Annotated in this window: 19 protein-coding genes; 10 read left to right on the top strand and 9 right to left on the bottom strand. The window is 69.9% G+C overall.

What is annotated here, in order from left to right; all coding sequences use genetic code 11:
- Window positions 1–117: 117 nt before the first annotated feature.
- Together ABGB01_RS34140 and ABGB01_RS34135 are read right to left on the bottom strand one after the other, a co-directional pair.
- The gene (locus ABGB01_RS34140; protein WP_347777705.1) at window positions 118–597 is read right to left on the bottom strand and encodes an SDR family NAD(P)-dependent oxidoreductase; all 480 of its coding nucleotides are present in this window, start codon (window positions 595–597) and stop codon (window positions 118–120) included.
- A complete protein-coding gene (locus ABGB01_RS34135; protein WP_347623530.1) occupies window positions 594–1424 on the bottom strand; it encodes an SDR family NAD(P)-dependent oxidoreductase in 831 nt (276 codons plus the stop codon). The genes ABGB01_RS34140 and ABGB01_RS34135 overlap by 4 nt, the downstream gene beginning before the upstream one ends.
- 104 nt (window positions 1425–1528) lie before the next feature.
- Between ABGB01_RS34135 and ABGB01_RS34130 the strand changes: the two genes are divergently transcribed.
- On the top strand, window positions 1529–2071 hold the full coding sequence (locus ABGB01_RS34130; protein WP_347777704.1) for a PadR family transcriptional regulator: 543 nt from the start codon (window positions 1529–1531) through the stop codon (window positions 2069–2071).
- Between the two features lie 74 nt (window positions 2072–2145).
- A complete protein-coding gene (locus ABGB01_RS34125; RefSeq protein ID WP_347777703.1) occupies window positions 2146–3132 on the top strand; it encodes a zinc-binding dehydrogenase in 987 nt (328 codons plus the stop codon).
- A gap of 10 nt (window positions 3133–3142) precedes the next feature.
- Here ABGB01_RS34125 and ABGB01_RS34120 read toward each other — a convergent pair whose 3' ends face one another.
- The gene (locus tag ABGB01_RS34120; RefSeq protein WP_347777702.1) at window positions 3143–3973 is read right to left on the bottom strand and encodes a helix-turn-helix transcriptional regulator; all 831 of its coding nucleotides are present in this window, start codon (window positions 3971–3973) and stop codon (window positions 3143–3145) included.
- Between the two features lie 250 nt (window positions 3974–4223).
- Here ABGB01_RS34120 and ABGB01_RS34115 point away from each other — a divergent pair, with 250 nt between their 5' ends.
- From ABGB01_RS34115 to ABGB01_RS34105, 3 genes are all read left to right on the top strand, one after another.
- Window positions 4224–4649 carry a peptidase inhibitor family I36 protein gene (locus ABGB01_RS34115; RefSeq protein ID WP_347777701.1) on the top strand — a complete coding sequence of 142 codons (426 nt, stop codon included), beginning with the start codon at window positions 4224–4226 and terminating at the stop codon, window positions 4647–4649.
- 194 nt (window positions 4650–4843) lie between these two features.
- Window positions 4844–5434 (top strand): hypothetical protein, encoded by a 591-nt coding sequence (locus tag ABGB01_RS34110; RefSeq protein ID WP_347777700.1) that lies wholly within the window; start codon window positions 4844–4846, stop codon window positions 5432–5434.
- A complete protein-coding gene (locus ABGB01_RS34105; protein WP_347777699.1) occupies window positions 5431–6165 on the top strand; it encodes a dienelactone hydrolase family protein in 735 nt (244 codons plus the stop codon). Before ABGB01_RS34110 ends, ABGB01_RS34105 begins: the two co-directional genes overlap by 4 nt.
- A gap of 222 nt (window positions 6166–6387) precedes the next feature.
- Here the strand turns inward: ABGB01_RS34105 and ABGB01_RS34100 are convergent, their stop codons facing one another.
- Entirely contained in the window at window positions 6388–7431 is a 1044-nt protein-coding gene (locus tag ABGB01_RS34100; protein WP_347777698.1) for an alcohol dehydrogenase, read from the bottom strand.
- 177 nt (window positions 7432–7608) lie between these two features.
- Here ABGB01_RS34100 and ABGB01_RS34095 point away from each other — a divergent pair, with 177 nt between their 5' ends.
- Together ABGB01_RS34095 and ABGB01_RS34090 are read left to right on the top strand one after the other, a co-directional pair.
- Window positions 7609–8484, top strand: a complete 876-nt coding sequence (locus ABGB01_RS34095; protein WP_347777697.1) for a helix-turn-helix transcriptional regulator — start codon at window positions 7609–7611, stop codon at window positions 8482–8484.
- Window positions 8485–8593: 109 nt separating this feature from the next.
- Window positions 8594–9457 (top strand): NmrA family NAD(P)-binding protein, encoded by an 864-nt coding sequence (locus tag ABGB01_RS34090; RefSeq protein ID WP_347777696.1) that lies wholly within the window; start codon window positions 8594–8596, stop codon window positions 9455–9457.
- A 13-nt stretch (window positions 9458–9470) separates the two neighbouring features.
- Here the strand turns inward: ABGB01_RS34090 and ABGB01_RS34085 are convergent, their stop codons facing one another.
- Window positions 9471–10181 carry a TetR/AcrR family transcriptional regulator gene (locus tag ABGB01_RS34085; protein WP_347777695.1) on the bottom strand — a complete coding sequence of 237 codons (711 nt, stop codon included), beginning with the start codon at window positions 10179–10181 and terminating at the stop codon, window positions 9471–9473.
- Window positions 10182–10293: 112 nt separating this feature from the next.
- Between ABGB01_RS34085 and ABGB01_RS34080 the strand changes: the two genes are divergently transcribed.
- Complete coding sequence (locus ABGB01_RS34080; RefSeq protein WP_347777694.1) at window positions 10294–11277, top strand: sugar-binding domain-containing protein; 984 nt, start codon at window positions 10294–10296, stop codon at window positions 11275–11277.
- Here the strand turns inward: ABGB01_RS34080 and ABGB01_RS34075 are convergent.
- Together ABGB01_RS34075 and ABGB01_RS34070 are read right to left on the bottom strand one after the other, a co-directional pair.
- Entirely contained in the window at window positions 11243–12547 is a 1305-nt protein-coding gene (locus ABGB01_RS34075; RefSeq protein ID WP_347777693.1) for an MFS transporter, read from the bottom strand. The two genes, ABGB01_RS34080 and ABGB01_RS34075, sit on opposite strands and share 35 nt — an antisense overlap.
- Entirely contained in the window at window positions 12544–13962 is a 1419-nt protein-coding gene (locus ABGB01_RS34070; RefSeq protein ID WP_347777692.1) for an FAD-dependent oxidoreductase, read from the bottom strand. The genes ABGB01_RS34075 and ABGB01_RS34070 overlap by 4 nt, the downstream gene beginning before the upstream one ends.
- 203 nt (window positions 13963–14165) lie before the next feature.
- On the opposite strand from ABGB01_RS34070, the gene ABGB01_RS34065 reads away from it, so the two are divergent.
- Window positions 14166–14849, top strand: coding sequence for a DUF899 family protein (locus ABGB01_RS34065; protein WP_347777691.1), 684 nt, complete (start codon window positions 14166–14168; stop codon window positions 14847–14849).
- Between the two features lie 38 nt (window positions 14850–14887).
- Window positions 14888–15292, top strand: a complete 405-nt coding sequence (locus ABGB01_RS34060; protein WP_347623549.1) for an RNA-binding S4 domain-containing protein — start codon at window positions 14888–14890, stop codon at window positions 15290–15292.
- A gap of 272 nt (window positions 15293–15564) precedes the next feature.
- Here the strand turns inward: ABGB01_RS34060 and ABGB01_RS34055 are convergent, their stop codons facing one another.
- Both ABGB01_RS34055 and ABGB01_RS34050 read right to left on the bottom strand, forming a co-directional pair.
- Window positions 15565–16389, bottom strand: coding sequence for a DUF899 family protein (locus tag ABGB01_RS34055; protein ID WP_347777690.1), 825 nt, complete (start codon window positions 16387–16389; stop codon window positions 15565–15567).
- A gap of 430 nt (window positions 16390–16819) precedes the next feature.
- A complete protein-coding gene (locus ABGB01_RS34050; protein WP_347777689.1) occupies window positions 16820–17083 on the bottom strand; it encodes a hypothetical protein in 264 nt (87 codons plus the stop codon).
- Between the last annotated feature and the right edge of the window lie 13 nt (window positions 17084–17096).

The following is a 17096-nucleotide window of genomic DNA, read 5'->3' as shown; positions in this document are numbered from 1 at the left end:
GGGGTCGAGAAGTCACCATGGAAGGAGAAAGCCTGCCTTACTTGCGCTTCAACACGCCGCCACCGGCCTGCAATTCTTGGTCTACAGCCGCACCAAACTGGCCAATTTGCTGTTCACCTATAACGGATCGTAGACCTTGCTGCTCTGCAGGTCCTCGAAGTCCAGCTCGACCGGGCCCGGCCCGCGTAAGGGTGCTCGGTGTCCTTCGGAGTTGACGTTGATCACCCGGCCGAGGCCCTTCCTCAGCAGGGGCAGGAGATGGGAGGTCAGGGAGTAGGGCGCCAGGTGGTGGACCGCGAAATTCAGTTCCATGCCCTCGGCGGTGATGCGACGCTCGGGTACCATCACGCCGGCGTTGTTGACCAGCGTGTCGACCAGGTCGACCGTTTCCGCCACCTGCTCGGCCGCTCGCGCGACTCCGGCGCCGGTGGCGACGTCGGCGGTGATGACCGTGGCGGCAGGCAGTTCGCGGGCCAAGCTCGCGGCGCGATCGGTGTTACGGCCGATCAGCACCATCCGGTGACCCGCAGCGGCGAGCCGGCGGGCGGCGAGCCTGCCGAGCCCGGAAGTGGCCCCCACCAGCACGATCGTCCTCATGCCTGCGTGCCGATCTTGGTCAGGCCGAGGGTGCGGGCGAGCAGGTATTCGCGCAGACCGGCAGGAAGTCGCTGGAGCAGGCCGGCGATGCGGGCATCGCCGGGGACGACGTAGTGGCGTCGCGGTTTGGCCGACCGAAGCGCGTCGAGCACGGTTGCGGCGGCCGCTTCCGGAGGCGCGGGACGCAGGCCGGCCTGAGCTTTGGCAGCCGCGGCCAGGTGGCGGGCATAGCGGGCCACCCGTTCCGGGTCAGCCAGCGCGAGAACCGCACTGGCGTTCTTTTCGGCCTTGGCGAAGATCTCGGTGGCGGTGCTGCCAGGTTCGACGACGATGACGGGGATGTTCCAGGCGGCCAGTTCCAGGCGGAGCGCGGCCGACATCGCGGCGAGCGCGGCCTTGCTCCCGGACAGCGCGGACAGCAGCGGTACGGGTACCCGCGCGGTCGAGGCGCTGATGTTGATGACCCTGCCACGGCCGAGCCGCAGCAACGGCAGGAACGCCTGGGTGACGTAGGCCGGGCCGAGGGTGTTGACCTCGAACTGGCGGCGCAGTTCGCCGGGCGGAACCAGTTCAAGAGGGCCTTGGACGATCACGCCGGCGTTGTTGACCACAGCGTACAGGCCGTGGTCGCCTACCTCCCTGGTGATCTCCTTGGCCGCGGCGGCGACGCTGTCGGGATCGGCGACGTCCATGACGACCTGCCGGACGCCGTTCAGCGCGTCGCTCTTGTGCCGGACTCCGGCCAAGACCGTGTATCCGGAGAGCGCCTTGACGATCGCCCGGCCGATTCCGCCGGTCGCGCCGGTGACGAGTACTGCATGGGGCATGCCGGCCTCCATAAGTCCACTAGGACATGTCCTTAGGTACATATGAGAGCGTGCACATGTCCCCAGGAACATGTCAAGATGGGTTCCGGAAAGGGGGGCCGCCGATGTCGTTGCGATACGGCCTGCTCGGCCTGCTCGCCGAAGGGCCCGCCAGCGGCTATGACCTGGCCCGACGGTTTCAGGAGATGCTCGGCTCAGTCTGGCCGGCCCAGCACCCGAAAATCTACTCCGAGCTCAACAGGATGGCGGGCGAGGGCCTCATCGAGGTCGAGAGCGAGGGACCGCGGCGCCGCAAGGCCTATCGGATCACCGATGCCGGTCTCGCCGCGGTCAGGCAATGGCTGACCGATGGCGAGGTCGACCACACCATGCGGCTGCAGCCTCTGCTGCGCTCAGCGTTCTTCTGGCTGATGGAGCCCGCCGACCTGCGCGCTCACCTTGATCGTGAAGCTGCCTACTACCGCGGCGAGCTGGAGAAATACCAAGCCTACGCTGAGGCCAAGGACCGCGGCGACTTCGGCGACGGTCCGCAGACCCACTCGCTCCGGATCGCCATCGAGGCGGCGATCCGGCTGTACGGCGCGCTGGCGGAGTGGGCCGAATGGGCACGAGACGAGGATCCCCCCGCCGGGCAGCGCAGACGTTGACCCATGCTGGTGGTGACACACCCAGGATGAGCTGACACTGCCCGGTTCGGGGTCGTCCCCGCACGATGGACGGCATGAAGGCAATCACGATTCCCGAATTCGGCGCCGCCGACGTCCTCCGTCTCGACGAGGTCGAGGTCCCCGATCCCGGGCCTGGGCAGGTCTCCATCGACGTGGCCTACGCCGGCGCCAACTTCGCCGAGATCCTCTACCGGCGGGGCGTGGTGGACGTCCCGCTCCCGTTCGTCCCCGGCATCGAGGTATCCGGCCACATCCGAGCCCTCGGCCCCGGCGTCGAAGGGCTGCGCGCAGGCCAGCCGGTCGCCGCGCTGACGATCGTCGACGGCGGCGGATACGCCGAGGTGGCGACCACCTCCGCCGACCTGGTGGTTCCCCTGGACGGACACGACCTGGGGCTGGGGACCGCGGCCGCGCTCCCGTCCAACAGCACCACAGCGTTTCTCGTACTCGACCGGGTCGCCCGCCTCGAACCGGGCGAAAGCGTACTCATCCACGCCGCAGCCGGAGGCGTGGGCAGCCAACTCGGCCAGGCCGCGCGGCTGCTCGGCGCGGGCCGCGTAGCAGGCACCGTCGGCGACCCCGCCAAGGTCCAGGCCGCCAAGGAGTTCGGGTACGACGAGGTCGTCCTGCGCGACGAGGTGGCCGAATCAGGCCGGTTCGACGTCGTGGTCGACATGATCGGCGGTACGGCACGCCGTACCGGATCGGACCTGCTGGCGCCCATGGGCCGGCTGGTGGTGATGGGCAACGCGTCCGGCGCCGAGGACGTCGGGATCTCGGCCAACGAACTGTGGTTCACCAACAAGACGGTCTCCGGGTTCAACCTCGCAGCCTTCGCCGCCGCCTTCCCCCAGGAGGCAGGCCGGGCGCTGCACCGGGCGGTGACCGCGGCCGCGAACGGGGAACTGCGGGTACGGACCGAGACGCTGCCGCTGGAGCAGGCTGCGCAGGCGCACCGGCGCATCGAGTCCGGCGGCACCACAGGAAAGCTTGTCCTCGAAGTCGAACTGAGTCTTCCAGGCCTCTCAACACAATGCTGACGCGGCCGCGTCAGCCGGTCCCTGACATCGACAAGCGCTCCACCCTCTCCTTGGTGTCGGTGTCCGGGTGAGGGGTGTGCAGCACCACGTTGAGGTCCGCGCGATCCGGCAGCCGGAACAGGCTGTATTCGAAGGTGAGGTCACCGGCCTCGGGGTGGCTGATCGCCTTGATCCCCTGGGATCTGGAACCGACATCCGCACGTGCCCAGAGCTCGGCGAACTCCGGGCTCGCCGCCGACAACTCCCCGGCGATCCGCCCGAACACCGGATCGTCCGGATAACGTGCCGCGGCGGCGCGGAAGTCGGCCACCATGTCGGGCGCGAACTCGTGCCATTCGGTGAACCGGCTGCGGTAGGTAGCGTGCGTGAAGAACGCGACCATGCAGTTCTCGACGTCGTCGTCGAATCCGAAGATCCACCTGGACGCGTCGTTCGCCGCCACCAGGTTGTAGTGCCGGTCGAGCACGTGTGCCGGATTGGGCATCCAGGCATTTAGCACCGCGCGCAGTTGCCCGCTCGCCGGCGCGCCCGGCCGCCCGCCAGGCTCCGGCGGGTTCAACCCCGCCAGAACGTAAAGGTGGCGCCGCTCGGCTTCCTCAAGCCGCAACGCGCGAGCGACCGCGTCCAGTACGGCGTCCGAGACCTTGATGTCACGCCCCTGCTCCAGCCAGGTGTACCAGGACACCCCGACCCCGGCGAGCACGGCCACCTCTTCCCTGCGCAGTCCGGGAGTGCGGCGGCGCCCACCCTCGGGCAAGCCGGCCGCGGCCGGCGAGAGCGCCTCCCGCTTGGCCCGCAGGAATTCTTTGAGCTGCTCACGGCGATGCTGGAGGGAAGCCACGGCCTCACCATAATCGACCGGGCCGGTGCCGATCCGCGCACGCGAACCCCATTCGGGCGGACCCGCGACCGAACGCCAATGCGCGTGGACCCAGAGTCAACGACTTCTCCCGATCCTCCTCAGAGAATGAGGGCTGAATACCGTCGGCACGCTGTCCGGTGGGACCGTCCAGACCGCCGCCCTCGACGCCTCGAGCCAGCCGCCGCATTGACGATCGTGAAGCACGTACGAATGCCAACCTGGGGGAAACATGTCACTTCCGAACTGGAGCAGGGTCATTCTGGGAGCCGCCGCCGCGGCAGTGACCTTCGCCGTTACAGGCCCGGCACCGGCCGGCGCCGATCCCGGCGGAACCTGCGCGAGCACGGCGTTCTGTCTGTACGAGAACAAGAACTACAACAGCGGGAACACCGATCACTGGCGAAACCTCTACACCTCCGACAAGGATTTCCGGGACAACGTCTGGATCGACGGCAACCGTAAGGTCACCGACGACGGCATGGACAACGAGACCAGCTCGGTCAGGAACAACACCAACTGCGTGGTCACCATCTATCAGCATCCGGGCTATTCGGGCGCGGCCACGACGTTCATCCGCAAGGGGCAGAAGCTTCCGAGTCTCAGCAATTACGGGATCGGCGACAACCGGGCCAGCTCGGCCAAGTTCACCTGCTAGTGGCGGTCAAGCGGTGGCCCGGCGTCGTTCTGGGCGCGCTCGCCTTGATGGTTCTCTCGCGCAGCGCCCCAACGCCGGGCTTCGCCCTGCCCTTCGACGGCTACCTGCTGACCCCGTCTGACGCGGTGGCGATACAGGCCGCACGGGGCTTCTGCACGGGTGCTGCGGATCGGGGCTCGGAACCGGCTTCAGGCGTGCGGCTGGAGCGGAACATGCGCCGGTACGGCATCACGGACGTCGGGGACGCCGAACGCCACGGCTACCACGTGCCCGGCCCGCTCGTGCGCGCGTCGCCGACCACCGCAGTCGACCATGCGTGCTCGCGCGAGGCGGACGACCGGCTGTGGGACGGGGTCCCGGAAGCGGATTTCGCGTGGCTGTCGGCGCTGGACTCCGGCTCGGTCGTGCGTTCCGAGAGCGACCCGGCCGTCGTGGCGGTGACCCGGGCGTGGAGCAGGTGCATGAGAACGCATGGATTCACCTACCCCGACCCGCTCGCGGCCTTGCAGGATCCGGTGTGGCGGCTCGACTCCCCCGCGAGTTCCCCCAGGGAACGCGCGGTCGCGGTGAGCGACGCCCGGTGCAAGCGGACCACCGGCTACGTCACCGTCAGGTCCGCGGCCGAGACCCGGTTCCAGGAGGAGCTGATCGTCCGTTTTCCGGCGAGGTTCACCGCGTTGAAGCAGGCCCGGGACCGGCTGTTGCGCAACGCCGAGCAGCTCACTACCCACAGATACGAACGTAAGCGGGAACGTCACCTCGTCCGATCACGGGAGTCCCCATGACGCAGAACGTGCGCATCCCGCTCGCGGACGGCGGTTCATTGGCAGCGGCGGTGGCGATGCCGGAAGGGTCCGCACCCACGCAAGGATGGCCCGGAGTCGTCATCGTGCACGAGATCTACGGCGTCGAACCGGACATGCTGGAGGTGGCACGGCTGTTCGGCGAACACGGGTACGTCGCGGTCCTACCCGACCTCTACAGCCACGGCTCCAGAGTCAGGTGCCTGGCCCGGGTCATGCACCAGCTCGCGACGGGAAGGCTCGACGGCCCCACCGCCGACATCGACGCGACCCGGCGATGGCTGGCGGGCCGCGAAGAGGTCGACGGCAGCAGGCTCGGCGTGATCGGGTTCTGCATGGGTGCGGGCTTCGCCCTGGCCTACGCAGCCGGCGCGCCACCCGGTGTGCGGGCGGCGGCGGTGAACTACGGCGCGGTGCCACGCCGCAAGGAGGAACTGGCCTCGGTCTGCCCGGTCGTGGCCTCCTATGGCGGCCGCGACAGGGGCTTCCGCTCGCACGGCGAACGGTTGCGGGAGCACCTGCGGGCACTCGGGGTCGACCACGATGTCACGATCTACCCTGAGGCCGGCCACTCTTTCATGACCGACGGCCACCACCCGATCGCGCGCCTCGCGCTGTTCCCGCTCCGCCACGGTTTGGTACGCCCGGCGGCGGACGACGCCTGGAAGCGCACCCTGTCCTTCTTCGACAGACACGTCGCTGATCGGCAGTGACCTCGGCGCCGACTGTTCACCAGGTAAGGCTGTGCGGAAGGTGTCGGTGCGGAAGGTGTCGGTGCGGAGCTGATCGCCGTGCGGTCGGCGTCTCCCCTGGTAAGCATCGAAGTCATGCTCCACCGCAGCCTTGGTGGCGGCGTGCCCCCTGGAGGTGGGCAACCGGTGGGGAGGCGGCGAGCCGGTGTGCTTGTCGCTTCCCCACAGGACCCCGGGTGGTGGTTACTTGCCGGTGGTCAGGACCATGCGATAGCGGGCCTCGCCGGTCATCATGCGGTCGTAGGCGGCCGCGACGTCGTCCAGAGGGCGGGTTTCGATCATGGCGCGGACCCCGGTGAGGGCGGCGAAGTGCAGGGTTTCCTCGACGTCCCGTGCCGTGCCGGACGGGTGGCCGTGGATGGTTCTGCTGGATGAGATGAGCTGGAACGGGCTGACCTGGATGGGTTCGGGGGTGGCGCCGAGCACGATGAGTTCGCCGTTGTCGCCGAGCCCGTCGATGACGGCGCTCATGGCCTGCGAGCTGGCCGCGGTGGCGAGTACGACCTTCGCCCCGCCCAGGGCCCGCAGTTGCTCGGCCACGTCGCCGGCGGTGCTGTCGATGTAGTGGTGGGCGCCGAAGTTCTTGGCCGCCTCGGCTTTGGAGGCGCCCCGCGCGACGGCCACGGTCTCGAAGCCGAGCTTGCCGGCGAACTGCACGCCGAGGTGGCCGAGCCCGCCCAGGCCGAGTACGGCGACGAGGTCGCCTGGCCCTGCCGCGCTGTGCCGCAGCGCGTTGAACGTGGTCACGCCGGCGCAGCCCATGGGCGCGGCTTCCGCGGCGCTCAGCTCGTCGGGGATACGGGCCAGCGCGGACACGGGTACGACCACGCCCTCGGCGTAGCCGCCCGGGTAGGTCCAGCCGGGGACCTGCATGCGGGCGCAGTGGATGAAGTCGCCCCTGCGGCAGGCCGGGCAGGTGCCGCAGTTGCCGCCGAACCAGCCGACCGCCACCCGGTCGCCGACGTTCCAGTTGTCGACGCCGTCGCCGAGGGCTTCGACGCGTCCGGCGATCTCGTGGCCGGTCACCAGCGGGAAGGTCACGTTGGGGAAGCCCGCGTTGACGAACCCCGCGTCGGATCGGCAGACGCCGCACGCCTCGACCGTCAGCCGTACGTGGCCCGGCTGAGGCTCGGGCAGCTCGCGCTCGACCACGCTGAATCCGCCGCCGGGTTCGGTGACCTGGGCGGCTCGTACGGTCAGCGGCTTGGCGTAAGTCTCCGTGGACATGGTGAACCCCTTCGGAACGGCTGAACCGGACCCCGTCGGGCCCATACCCAGCACACCACCCCACAGCCCTCGGAAACGGCTCCGACCAGGCCCTGCGCGGGCAGGTACCGGCGAGGCAGGTACGGACAGGGCCACCCAGGCGCGGGCGTTCCCCGGCGGCGAAAGGACAATGATGCTATGGACAGAAGGAGCGAACTCGCCGATTTCCTGCGCTCCCGGCGCGCCCGGATCACCCCGGAGCGGGCGGGCTTGCCGGAGGACGGTCGTGCGCGGCGGGTGCCGGGGCTGCGCCGCGACGAGGTCGCCCGCCTCGCCGGGATGAGCACCGAGTATTACACCCGGCTCGAACAGGGCCGCGCCGGTACGCCGTCCCCGGAGGTCGTCGAGGCTCTGGCGCGCGCCCTCCAGCTGGACCCGGCCGAACGCGAGCACCTCATCGACCTGCTGGCCCGGCCCGCGTCCGCGCGCCGCGCGCCGTCGGCTCCGCAGCGGGTGCGGCCGGGGCTCCACCTCATGCTCCAGACGCTGGAGCACGTGCCCGCGTTCGTGGTCGGCCGGCGTACCGACATCCTGGCCGCCAACCGGCTGGCGCATGAGGTGCTGACCGACTTCGACGCTCTGCCCGCCACCCAGCGCAACCTCGCCCGCTACTACCTGCTCGACCCCGTCGCCCGCGACCGCGTGGGTGACTGGGCGCGGATCGCCGCCGAGACCGTCGCCATGCTCCGCTTCGAGGCGGGCCGCTACCCGAACGACCGGCGGCTGGCCGATCTCGTGGGCGAGCTCACCCTGCGCTGCCCCGAGTTCACCACCTGGTGGAACGACCACCGCGTCCTGCGCCGCACCTACGGCACCAAGCGCTACTACCACCCGGAGGTCGGGGAGCTCTGTTTCTCGTACGAGACCCTCCAGCCTCCCGGCGACCCCGACCAGACGTTGTGCGTCTACAACGTCGAGCCCGGCTCCCCCACCGCCGACGCGCTTCGCCTGCTGAGCAGCTTGACCGCCCCCGCCGCTCCTCAGCCCTCCTCACCGTCCGCGGAACCACGATGAACCGTCCGCGGGCCCACGCCGGTATCAGCGATACCTATCATTGATTCCATCGATAATATCAGTGATACGATTTCAGCGTTTCCATCGGAACGGATCACTGGAGTACGACATGATCATCGTGACCGGCGCGACCGGACTGCTCGGGCGCCAGATCGTCGAGCGCCTGCTCACCCGCCTCCCCGCCGCCCAGGTCGGCGTCAGCGTGCGCGACCCCGGCAAGGCTCGGGCCTTCGCCGACCAGGGCGTACGCGTGCGGCACGGCGACTTCGCCGACCCCGGCAGCCTCGCCCACGCCTTCGAGGGCGCCACCCAGGTGCTGATCGTCTCGATCGACGCGATGGGCGACGAGGCCGTACGCCGGCACCGCGCCGCGATCGACGCGGCCGTCACGGCGGGCGCCCGCCGCGTCCTCTACACCAGCCACATGGCCGCCGGCGCCTCCTCACACTTCCAGCCCTGCCGCGATCACGCCGCGACCGAGGAGGCGCTGCGCGCGTGCGGCGTGCCGTTCACCTCGCTGCGCAACGGCTTCTACGCCTCCACCGTGGTGCGCTTCCTCAGCCAGGCCATGCGCTCCGACCAGATCGCCCTCCCCGCGGACGGGCCGGTCAGCTGGACCGCACACGAGGACCTCGCGGACGCGGCCGCCGCCATCCTGGCCGACGAGGGCCGCTTCGACGGCCCCACTCCCCCGCTCACCGCGGCCCAGGCGCTCACCTTCGACGACGTCGCCGCCATCGCGGGGGACGTGACCGGCCGGACCGTCACCAGGGCCGTCACACCCGACGACCGGTTCCGGTGGCAGTTGACGGAGCACGGCGTGCCCGACGAGTACGCGGGCCAGCTGATCGACATCTTCGTCGCCGCCCGCGCCGGCGAGTTCGCCACCGTCGACCCGGCCCTCGCCGGTCTGCTGGGCCACGAACCCACCCCGCTGAGCTCCGTCGTGCGCAAGCACCTGCCCGGCGCCTGAGCGGCGAAGAGGCCTACCCGTCGGCGGCCAGCCGGTCGAGCCACTCGCCGAGGAGGTGCTGCTCCGCCTCGCTGAGCGTGCTCTGCTGCGGCAGCGCGGCGCGCAGCGCCCGGGCCGCGCCGGCGGGGCCCGGGTCGCGTACGGCCGGCTTCTCCGTCGTGACGGCGGTGACCATGGACTCGCGCATGGCGGTCAGCAGGGCCGGGTCGCGCCGGTCCTCGGGGAGTGACAGCCAGGTGAGCACGGCCCCGCGGGCGGTGGCGTGGATGAGGGCGGCGGCGAGCGGTTCGTCGACGCGGAGCCGGCCCGCGGCGGCGATGCGGCGGATGCGCCCGAGGAGCAGCTCCATGCCGGCCTTGTGGGCGGGCGATTCGGTGCCGCGCCGGGGTTCGCCGTACATCATGGCGTAGAGCGCCGGGTTGGTGAGCCCGAACTCGACGGCGAGGTCCCAGCCCGCCCGCAGGTCCTCGACCGGGTCGTCGGGGGCGGGGACGGCGCGCTTGGCCTCGACGAACGCGGCGTAGCCATGCTCGGCCACCGCGTCGAGCAGGCCGTCCATGTCGTGGAAGTGGCGGTAGATCGCGGGGGGCTGCACGCCGGCCGCCGCCGCGACCGCGCGGGTGGTGACCGCCTCGCGTCCCTCGCGGGCCAGGAGGCCGGCCGCGGCCTCGACCACCCGCTGGCGGGTCAGCTCGCGCCCCTCCGGCACGGTGCTCCTCGACATGGGGGCAACGATACCGCTCAGGCCGTATCGATGGTTCAGCGCTGCTCCGCGTGGGCCCTCTCACCTGGAGCGACGCTTGCCGGTCGGCGGCCCGCCGCTGTAGGAAGGCCGTATGTCCGTCGAAGGTGAACGCCCCTCGGTCGACCACCGCGTGGAGGACGCGCTGTGGGCGGCGCGGAAGTACTACCTGCACGGCGTCACGATGGACACGATCGCCAGGGAACTCGGCGCCTCACGCTCGACCGTGTCCAGGTTGCTCGCCTACGCGCGCGACGTGGGCCTGGTCGAGATCCGCGTGATGCCGCCCCGCACCCGCTCGACGCGGAGCGAGGCGGAGCTCGCCGGCCGCTACGACGTGCAGGCGCACGTGGTGCCGGTGCCCACGACCGCGTCGACGGTGGAGCGGCTCGAACGGTGCGCCGTCCACACGGCCCGGCTGCTCACCTCCGTCTTCGACTCCGACATGATCATCGGCGTGTCGTGGGGCACGATGGTCAACGCGATCAGCCGGTGCCTGGTGCCCAAGGAGACCACCAACTGCCAGATCGTGCAGCTGAACGGTCTCGGCAACGCCCGTACGACGGGCATGCACTACGCGGGCGCCATGTTGTCCGCCTTCGGGTCGGCGTTCGGCGCCTACGTCCAGCAGTTTCCCGTGCCGCTGTTCTTCGACTCGGCGCACACCAGGGAGCTGCTGCTGCGCGAGCGGAGCGTGCGCTGGGTCGTCGAGCTGCAGCAGAGCGCCGACGCGGCGCTGTTCAGCCTGGGCACGGTGACCGACGGGATGCCCAGCAGCCCCTATCTGAGCGGCTATTTCCTCGACGAGGACGACTTCGCCTCGCTCGCGGAGGACGGCGCCGTGGGCGACATCGCCACCTCGTTCTACCGGCCGGACGGGTCACACGACGGCGTCAGGTTCAACGCCAGGACGAGCGGGCCGGACCTCGACCATTTCCGCCAGATCAAGCACCGGATCTGCGCGGTGTCGGGCGACCACAAGGTGGACGCCCTGCACGCGGCCCTCAACGGCGGTTACGTCACCGAGCTCGTCGTCGACGAGATCACCGCCCACGTTCTGCTGGAGCGGTATCCCTGACGCCGCTTCCGCTGCTGAAGGGTATGCTGCGGCCGTCCCTGACCCCGAGCGCGCCGGCGACCGCGATGGCGCACATGACGACCATCAGCGCCGAGATCGCCCACGTGCCCTGCGTGCGCGCGGTCAGGAAGGCCGCGATGAACGGCAGGGTGCCGCCCGCCGCGGCGGCGGCCAGCTCCCTGGCTGCCGCCACCCCGGTGAACCGCATCCTGGTCGGGAACTGCTCCGGCAACATCGACGCCTGCGAGCCCAGCATCAGGTCGTTCGCGAACGTCAGCACGACGACCATGGCGAGCCAGACCAGCATCGTGTTGCCGGTGTCGAGCAACCAGAAGAACGGGAACGCGGCGACCGCGCACAGCGTGGCCCCGGCGATGAACACCGGCTTGCGCCCCAACCTGTCGGACAGCGCGCCGGACAGCGGCAGGGTGACGAGCTTGATCGTGTTGGCCACGAGCAGGCCGCCGGTGGCGACCGCCGCCGCCAGGCCGACGTTGTCGGTCACGTACGACAGCGCGTAGACGCTCGGTATGTACGTCGCGACGTTCGGCCCGACGCTGACCAGGAAGCTCTTCACCAGCGAGCCCGGCGCCTCCCGCAACACCGCGACGAGGGGCGCCCTGCTCCGGTCGCCGGCCTCGACGGTCTCCGTGAACGCCGGCGTCTCGTCGACCCGTGACCTGATGTAGAGGCCGACGGGCAGGATCAGGATGCTGACGAGGAACGGCACGCGCCAGCCCCAGCTGAGGAACGCGTCCTCGGGCAGCCACGTGAACGGGGTGAACACCAGGGCGGCGAGGATGACGCCGAGCGCGTTGCCCGTGGGCGGGATTGCGGCGAACAGCCCGCGACGGCCCGGGGGCGCGTGCTCGGCGGCCATCAGCGCGCCGCCCGCGTACTCCGCGCCGGCGCCGAGCCCCTGCGTGACCCGCAGCAGGACCAGCAGCACCGGGGCGGCGACGCCGATCGAAGCGTAGTCGGGGATCAGGCCGATCGCCGTCGAGGAGACGGCCATCACCGTCAACGTCACGACGAGCACGAACCGGCGTCCGTGACGGTCGCCGAGGTGGCCGAAGAGCAGGCCGCCGATGGGGCGGGCGAAGAAACCGACCGCGAACGTGCCGAGCGAGGCCAGCGTCGCCGCGAGCGGGTCGCCTTCGGGGAAGAACACCTTGCCGAACACGAGCGCGGCGGCGGTGCCGTACAACATGAAGTCGTACCATTCGAGCGCGGTCCCGATCGTGCTCGCGGAGACCACCCGGCGGATCATCGCTCGCCTCCCGACCGGCCGCTCGCGGCCGGGAGCCGCTCAGCGCGCGGGCCGAGGTAGGCGCCCTGGTCGAGCAGCCGCTGCTGGAGCTCCGGCACGTCGACCCGCCGCGGCGCGACACCGGCGGCGACCGCCATCGCCGCGCCCAGCCCGGCGGCCTCGCCCATCGCGAACGACGGCGGCATCACCCGCACCGCTGCCAGCGCCTCGTGGGTCGCGGAGATGCACCGGCCCGCCACGAGCACGCCGTCGAGCTCCGCCGGGAGCAGGCTGCGGAACGGGATCTCGTAGATGTTGGCGGTCGGCGGGATGCCGTCCTCGAACGGCCCGTCGCCGCTGACCGGGCTGTGGATGTCGACCGGGTAGCCGGCCACGGCGATGACGTCGTCGAAATGCCTCCCGTCGACGAGGTCCTCCAAGGTCAGGACGTATTCGCCCACGATACGTCTGCTCTCGCGCACGCCGACCGTGGCGGCGGTGTCGAGCAGCTTGGCCTCCTCCAGGCCGGGCAGATTCTCGTGGAAGAACGTCATCAGCTGCCTCACCTGCCGCCGGCCGAGCACCTCGGCGCGGGTCAGGTCGCCGACGTCGGTGCCGTTCATGCCGAGCACCCGCGTCGTGTTGACCCGCCAGACGCCCGGCTCCAGCGTCTTGAACATCTGGACCCCACGGCGCGGGATCGGGAACCGGCCCTCCCGCCGGGCCCGCTCGACGACGCCCTGGAAGGGGAACAGCTCGTCAGGGTGCGCGTCCTGGTAGGCCTGGACCTTGGCGTCGTCGACGTTCGACACCCGGAAGAACACCGTCATCGGCTGCACCTCGCCGTCCCCCGGCCGGCCGTACGCGTAGGCGGCGCCCCCGCGTGCCGCCACGTCGCCGTCGCCGGAGCAGTCCACGGTGACCGTGGCGGGCACCACGGCCAGGCCGCTCTTGTTCGCGACGACGACGCCGGTGACCCGCCCGTCCGCCACCACGGTGTCGGCGACGAAGCTGTGCAGCAGCAGCTCGACCCCGGCCTCCAGGCACATCTCCATCGCCACCTGCTTGGCGACCTCGGGGTCGAACGGCGTCACGGCTTCGTGCCCGAACACCATGAACCCTGAGTACTGGCTGCCCGCCCTGGTGCGCGAAGGGTGGACCGCTCCACCGGCGGCCTCCATCCTGCGGACGAACTCGTCGAAGACGCCGCGGATCAGCTGCGTGCTCCCGTCCAGCGAGAACGACGTCATGCACGGGCCGACCAGCCCGGCGGTCAGGTTGCCGCCGAGGAAGCCGAACCGCTCGACGATCCGTACGGACGCCCCGGCCCTCGCGGCCGCGATCGCGGCCGCGAGGCCCGCGGGCCCGCCGCCCACGACGAGGACGTCGGTGGCATCGCTGATCGGGATGTCGCGCGTGTAGTGGAGGGTGGTCACAGGCACTCCTTGTTCCGGTGCTCGGGGTGTCGCGCCACTGTGACCTGCGCATGAACGGATGGTCAACGGATCTGCACGAACGTGCACGACGCACGTTTTGCACGCGATGCACGTCTGATTGCCTCCGGCCGGCGATGAGTTCCGCGCCCGGGGCAGGTCTATCTCCTGAACACGGACAACCACGCACATGACAGTGAGGGACCATGAGTACGAATGCGCTTCCACCCGTCGTCGACGCCGGCACCTGGCAGCGGGAACTCGACGCGCTGCGTGCCCGGGAGAAGGCCGCGACCAGGGAACTCGACGCCATCGCCGCCCAGCGCCGCCGCCTGCCCATGGTGGAGATGCCCGACTACGTCCTCGAAGGAGAGGACGGACCGGTCCGGCTGGCGGACGTCTTCGACGGCAAGCGGCAGCTGATCGTCTACAACCACATGTGGTTCCCGGGCGAGGAATGGCAGTGCCACGGCTGCACGGGCTTCACCTCGCAGTTCACCCGCACGGAGTTCCTGGACGACTACGACGCCCGGTTCGTCGTCGTCACCCAGGGCCCCATCGACGAGGCACTCGCCTACAAGCGGCGGGTCGGGAACACGATGACCTGGTACTCCACCGCGAACAGCCCGTTCGGCGCCGACGTCGGAGCGGGGCCCGGCGAAGGCTTCGCCGTCAACGTGTTCCTACGCGACGGCGACACCGTCTACCGCACCTGGCACACCAGCGGCCGGGGCACCGAGCAGCTCAGCCACACGTTCGCGCTGGTCGACCTGCTGCCGTACGGGCGGCAGGAGGAGTGGCAGGACTCGCCCGACGGCTGGCCCCAGTCGCCCACCTACAGCCGGTGGCCCAGCTCCCAGGACATCGCCGCCCGCTACGGCCCCACCTGAGCATGCCGCGGTGCCGCCCGGCTCAGTAGAGTGTCGGGGTGGCAGGCGAGCAGGTGAGTGCCCGGGTGGACAGCTGGATCTGGTCGGTGCGGCTGACCAGGACGCGCTCGATCGCGTCCGACGCCTGCAGGGGCGGTCACGTCCGGGTCAACGGGGTGCGGGTCAAGCCCGCGCACGCCGTCCGCGTCGGTGACGAGATCCGGGTGCGGCACGAGGGCCGCGAACGCATCGTGGTCGTCTCCCGGATCATCACCAAGCGCGTCGGCGCCCCCGTGGCAGCCGAGTGCTACGTCGACAAGAGCCCTCCGCCGCCTCCCCGCGAGGAGACCGTGACGGTGGCCGTACGCGCTCGTGGGGCGGGCCGCCCCACCAAACGCGAGCGCCGCAGCATCGAGAAGCTCCTCGGCCGCCAGGCGCCGGAGGGGCGGGGCCGCCGGGAGTGACGGACCTGCTTCAGCCGGCGCACCGGCACCATCAGCGGTTTTGTCGATCGCCATCCTGTGTGGACAGCAGCACCATCTGCGCCCGCCGCCACGTCACCACCGACCCCTGCCTCTGTGGACGATCCGCAGCAGGCGCCGGCCCTCGTGGTCATCGATACCGCGAACGCGTACTCGTCCTGCCACCCGCACATCCTGGCGACACCACGCCGCCCGGCCCGGCCTCCAACCGGCGCGTCACATCACCACAGGGCAAAGATTCTCTTGTGCGGGCATCAGTGACAGTTGCGAGGCATGGGCGCTGTTCCAGTCTCCGCGGTTCCGAGGTCGTCGGAGTGTCCGGTATGGATTCGCGGCCACTGGGCGGTGGGGCGTCCGTTGGTCCGCATGTGTGCCGACTCCCTGTCAACCTGCGGTTGCGGCCAGCCGGAGGGCGAGTCCTCCCACGGCTCCTGGCGCCCGTACACGGTGAGGTCCATGAGCGCGTAGCTGTAGTCCATCGCCTCCACGCCGCGGCGCGACGTCCAGTAGGTCTCGAAGACGCGGTCGCCCTCCCGCACGTAGCACACGAGGTGCATCAGGCCGAGCTCGCGACCGACGAGGAGCGCGTCAAGGGAGGGCTGTGCCGAGTACCACGGCATGTCCCAGCCCATGAAGTCGCGATAGCGGACGCTTTCGTCGTAGGACACCTGGGCATCGGCCGGGCCGAACGCGGTGTTGCGGCCCTGGCTGAACACTGCGTAGGTGATGTCACGGGAGTGCAGGTAGGACAGCTCGCCGACCTGGCTGAGGAACAACGTGCAGCCCTCGCACTGCTCGGGCGCGGGCCGGCCGGGCCACCACATGAAGTAGTAGGCGATGAGCTGTCGACGTCCTTCGAACGCGTCCAGCAGGGTCACCGGCCCGTCCGGTCCGATCAGCTCAAGGCCGGCATCCACCTCCACCATGGGCAGGCGCCGGCGCGCCGCCGCGATCGCGTCACCTTCGCGGGTATGGGCCTTCTCCCGAACCCGCAGCGCATCTACGTCGGCCTGCCAGGTGTCCCGGTCGACGACCGGCGGCAGCGCAGAGGTGTCGTTGTTCTTCGAATCATCGTTCATGATCGTCTCCTGGATTCAGTCGTGACCGTGCGTGGTGCCTCCCCGAGGGCACGCGGGTCGTTGCGGCTCCCAATCGGGCCCCGATGGCCCTCATCATCCTCGCGCCGCAGGATGAAAAACCCTCAAGGAATGGGATATCACACAGGCCTATCAGCACTACTGGAACGCCTGCGTGGATCCCGATGGACAGACTTGGCCAGATATCCTAGGAAAGAGCCTCGGCGGATGCGATATCAGCGGTTCACCCAATACCGGAAATCTGCACAATAGAGCCAAGAAACAGGCGGCCTCGTATCAGGACGCCACGAACACGAAATGCAATCGCATGTGGCCTGGATATGCGTCATCAGGCGACTATCCGAAGCAGTGCGACGAGTATCCATTCGCATCAACTCGCGAACGCACCGATGCGCCAAACCCGAATATGTGGTCATTCTGCCCCGCCCGGCCTGGACGTGCTGCCCAGCAGGTAACCGATATCGCGGTGAACGTAACCTCTTCGCGCCAGATCAGCCACCGTCGCTTGCGTTGCTTCGACCGCCTTCATCCTGACGATCCTCGCCGCGAGACGCGTCAAGAGCGTGGCTTCCAGCTCTGTGGCGACTTCATCGTCGGCCACGGTCAGGTCGAAGTCTGCGTCGAACTTGGAGACGTCCACATCCAGCATGGTGGCCACCAGGTCACGCTTCTTCATCGCCAGCTTAGGC

The sequence above is a fragment of the Nonomuraea sp. B5E05 genome (genome assembly GCF_039880665.1).
In the GTDB taxonomy this organism is placed as follows: Bacteria; Actinomycetota; Actinomycetes; order Streptosporangiales; family Streptosporangiaceae; genus Nonomuraea.
This window is presented reverse-complemented; position numbering and strand designations above follow the sequence as displayed.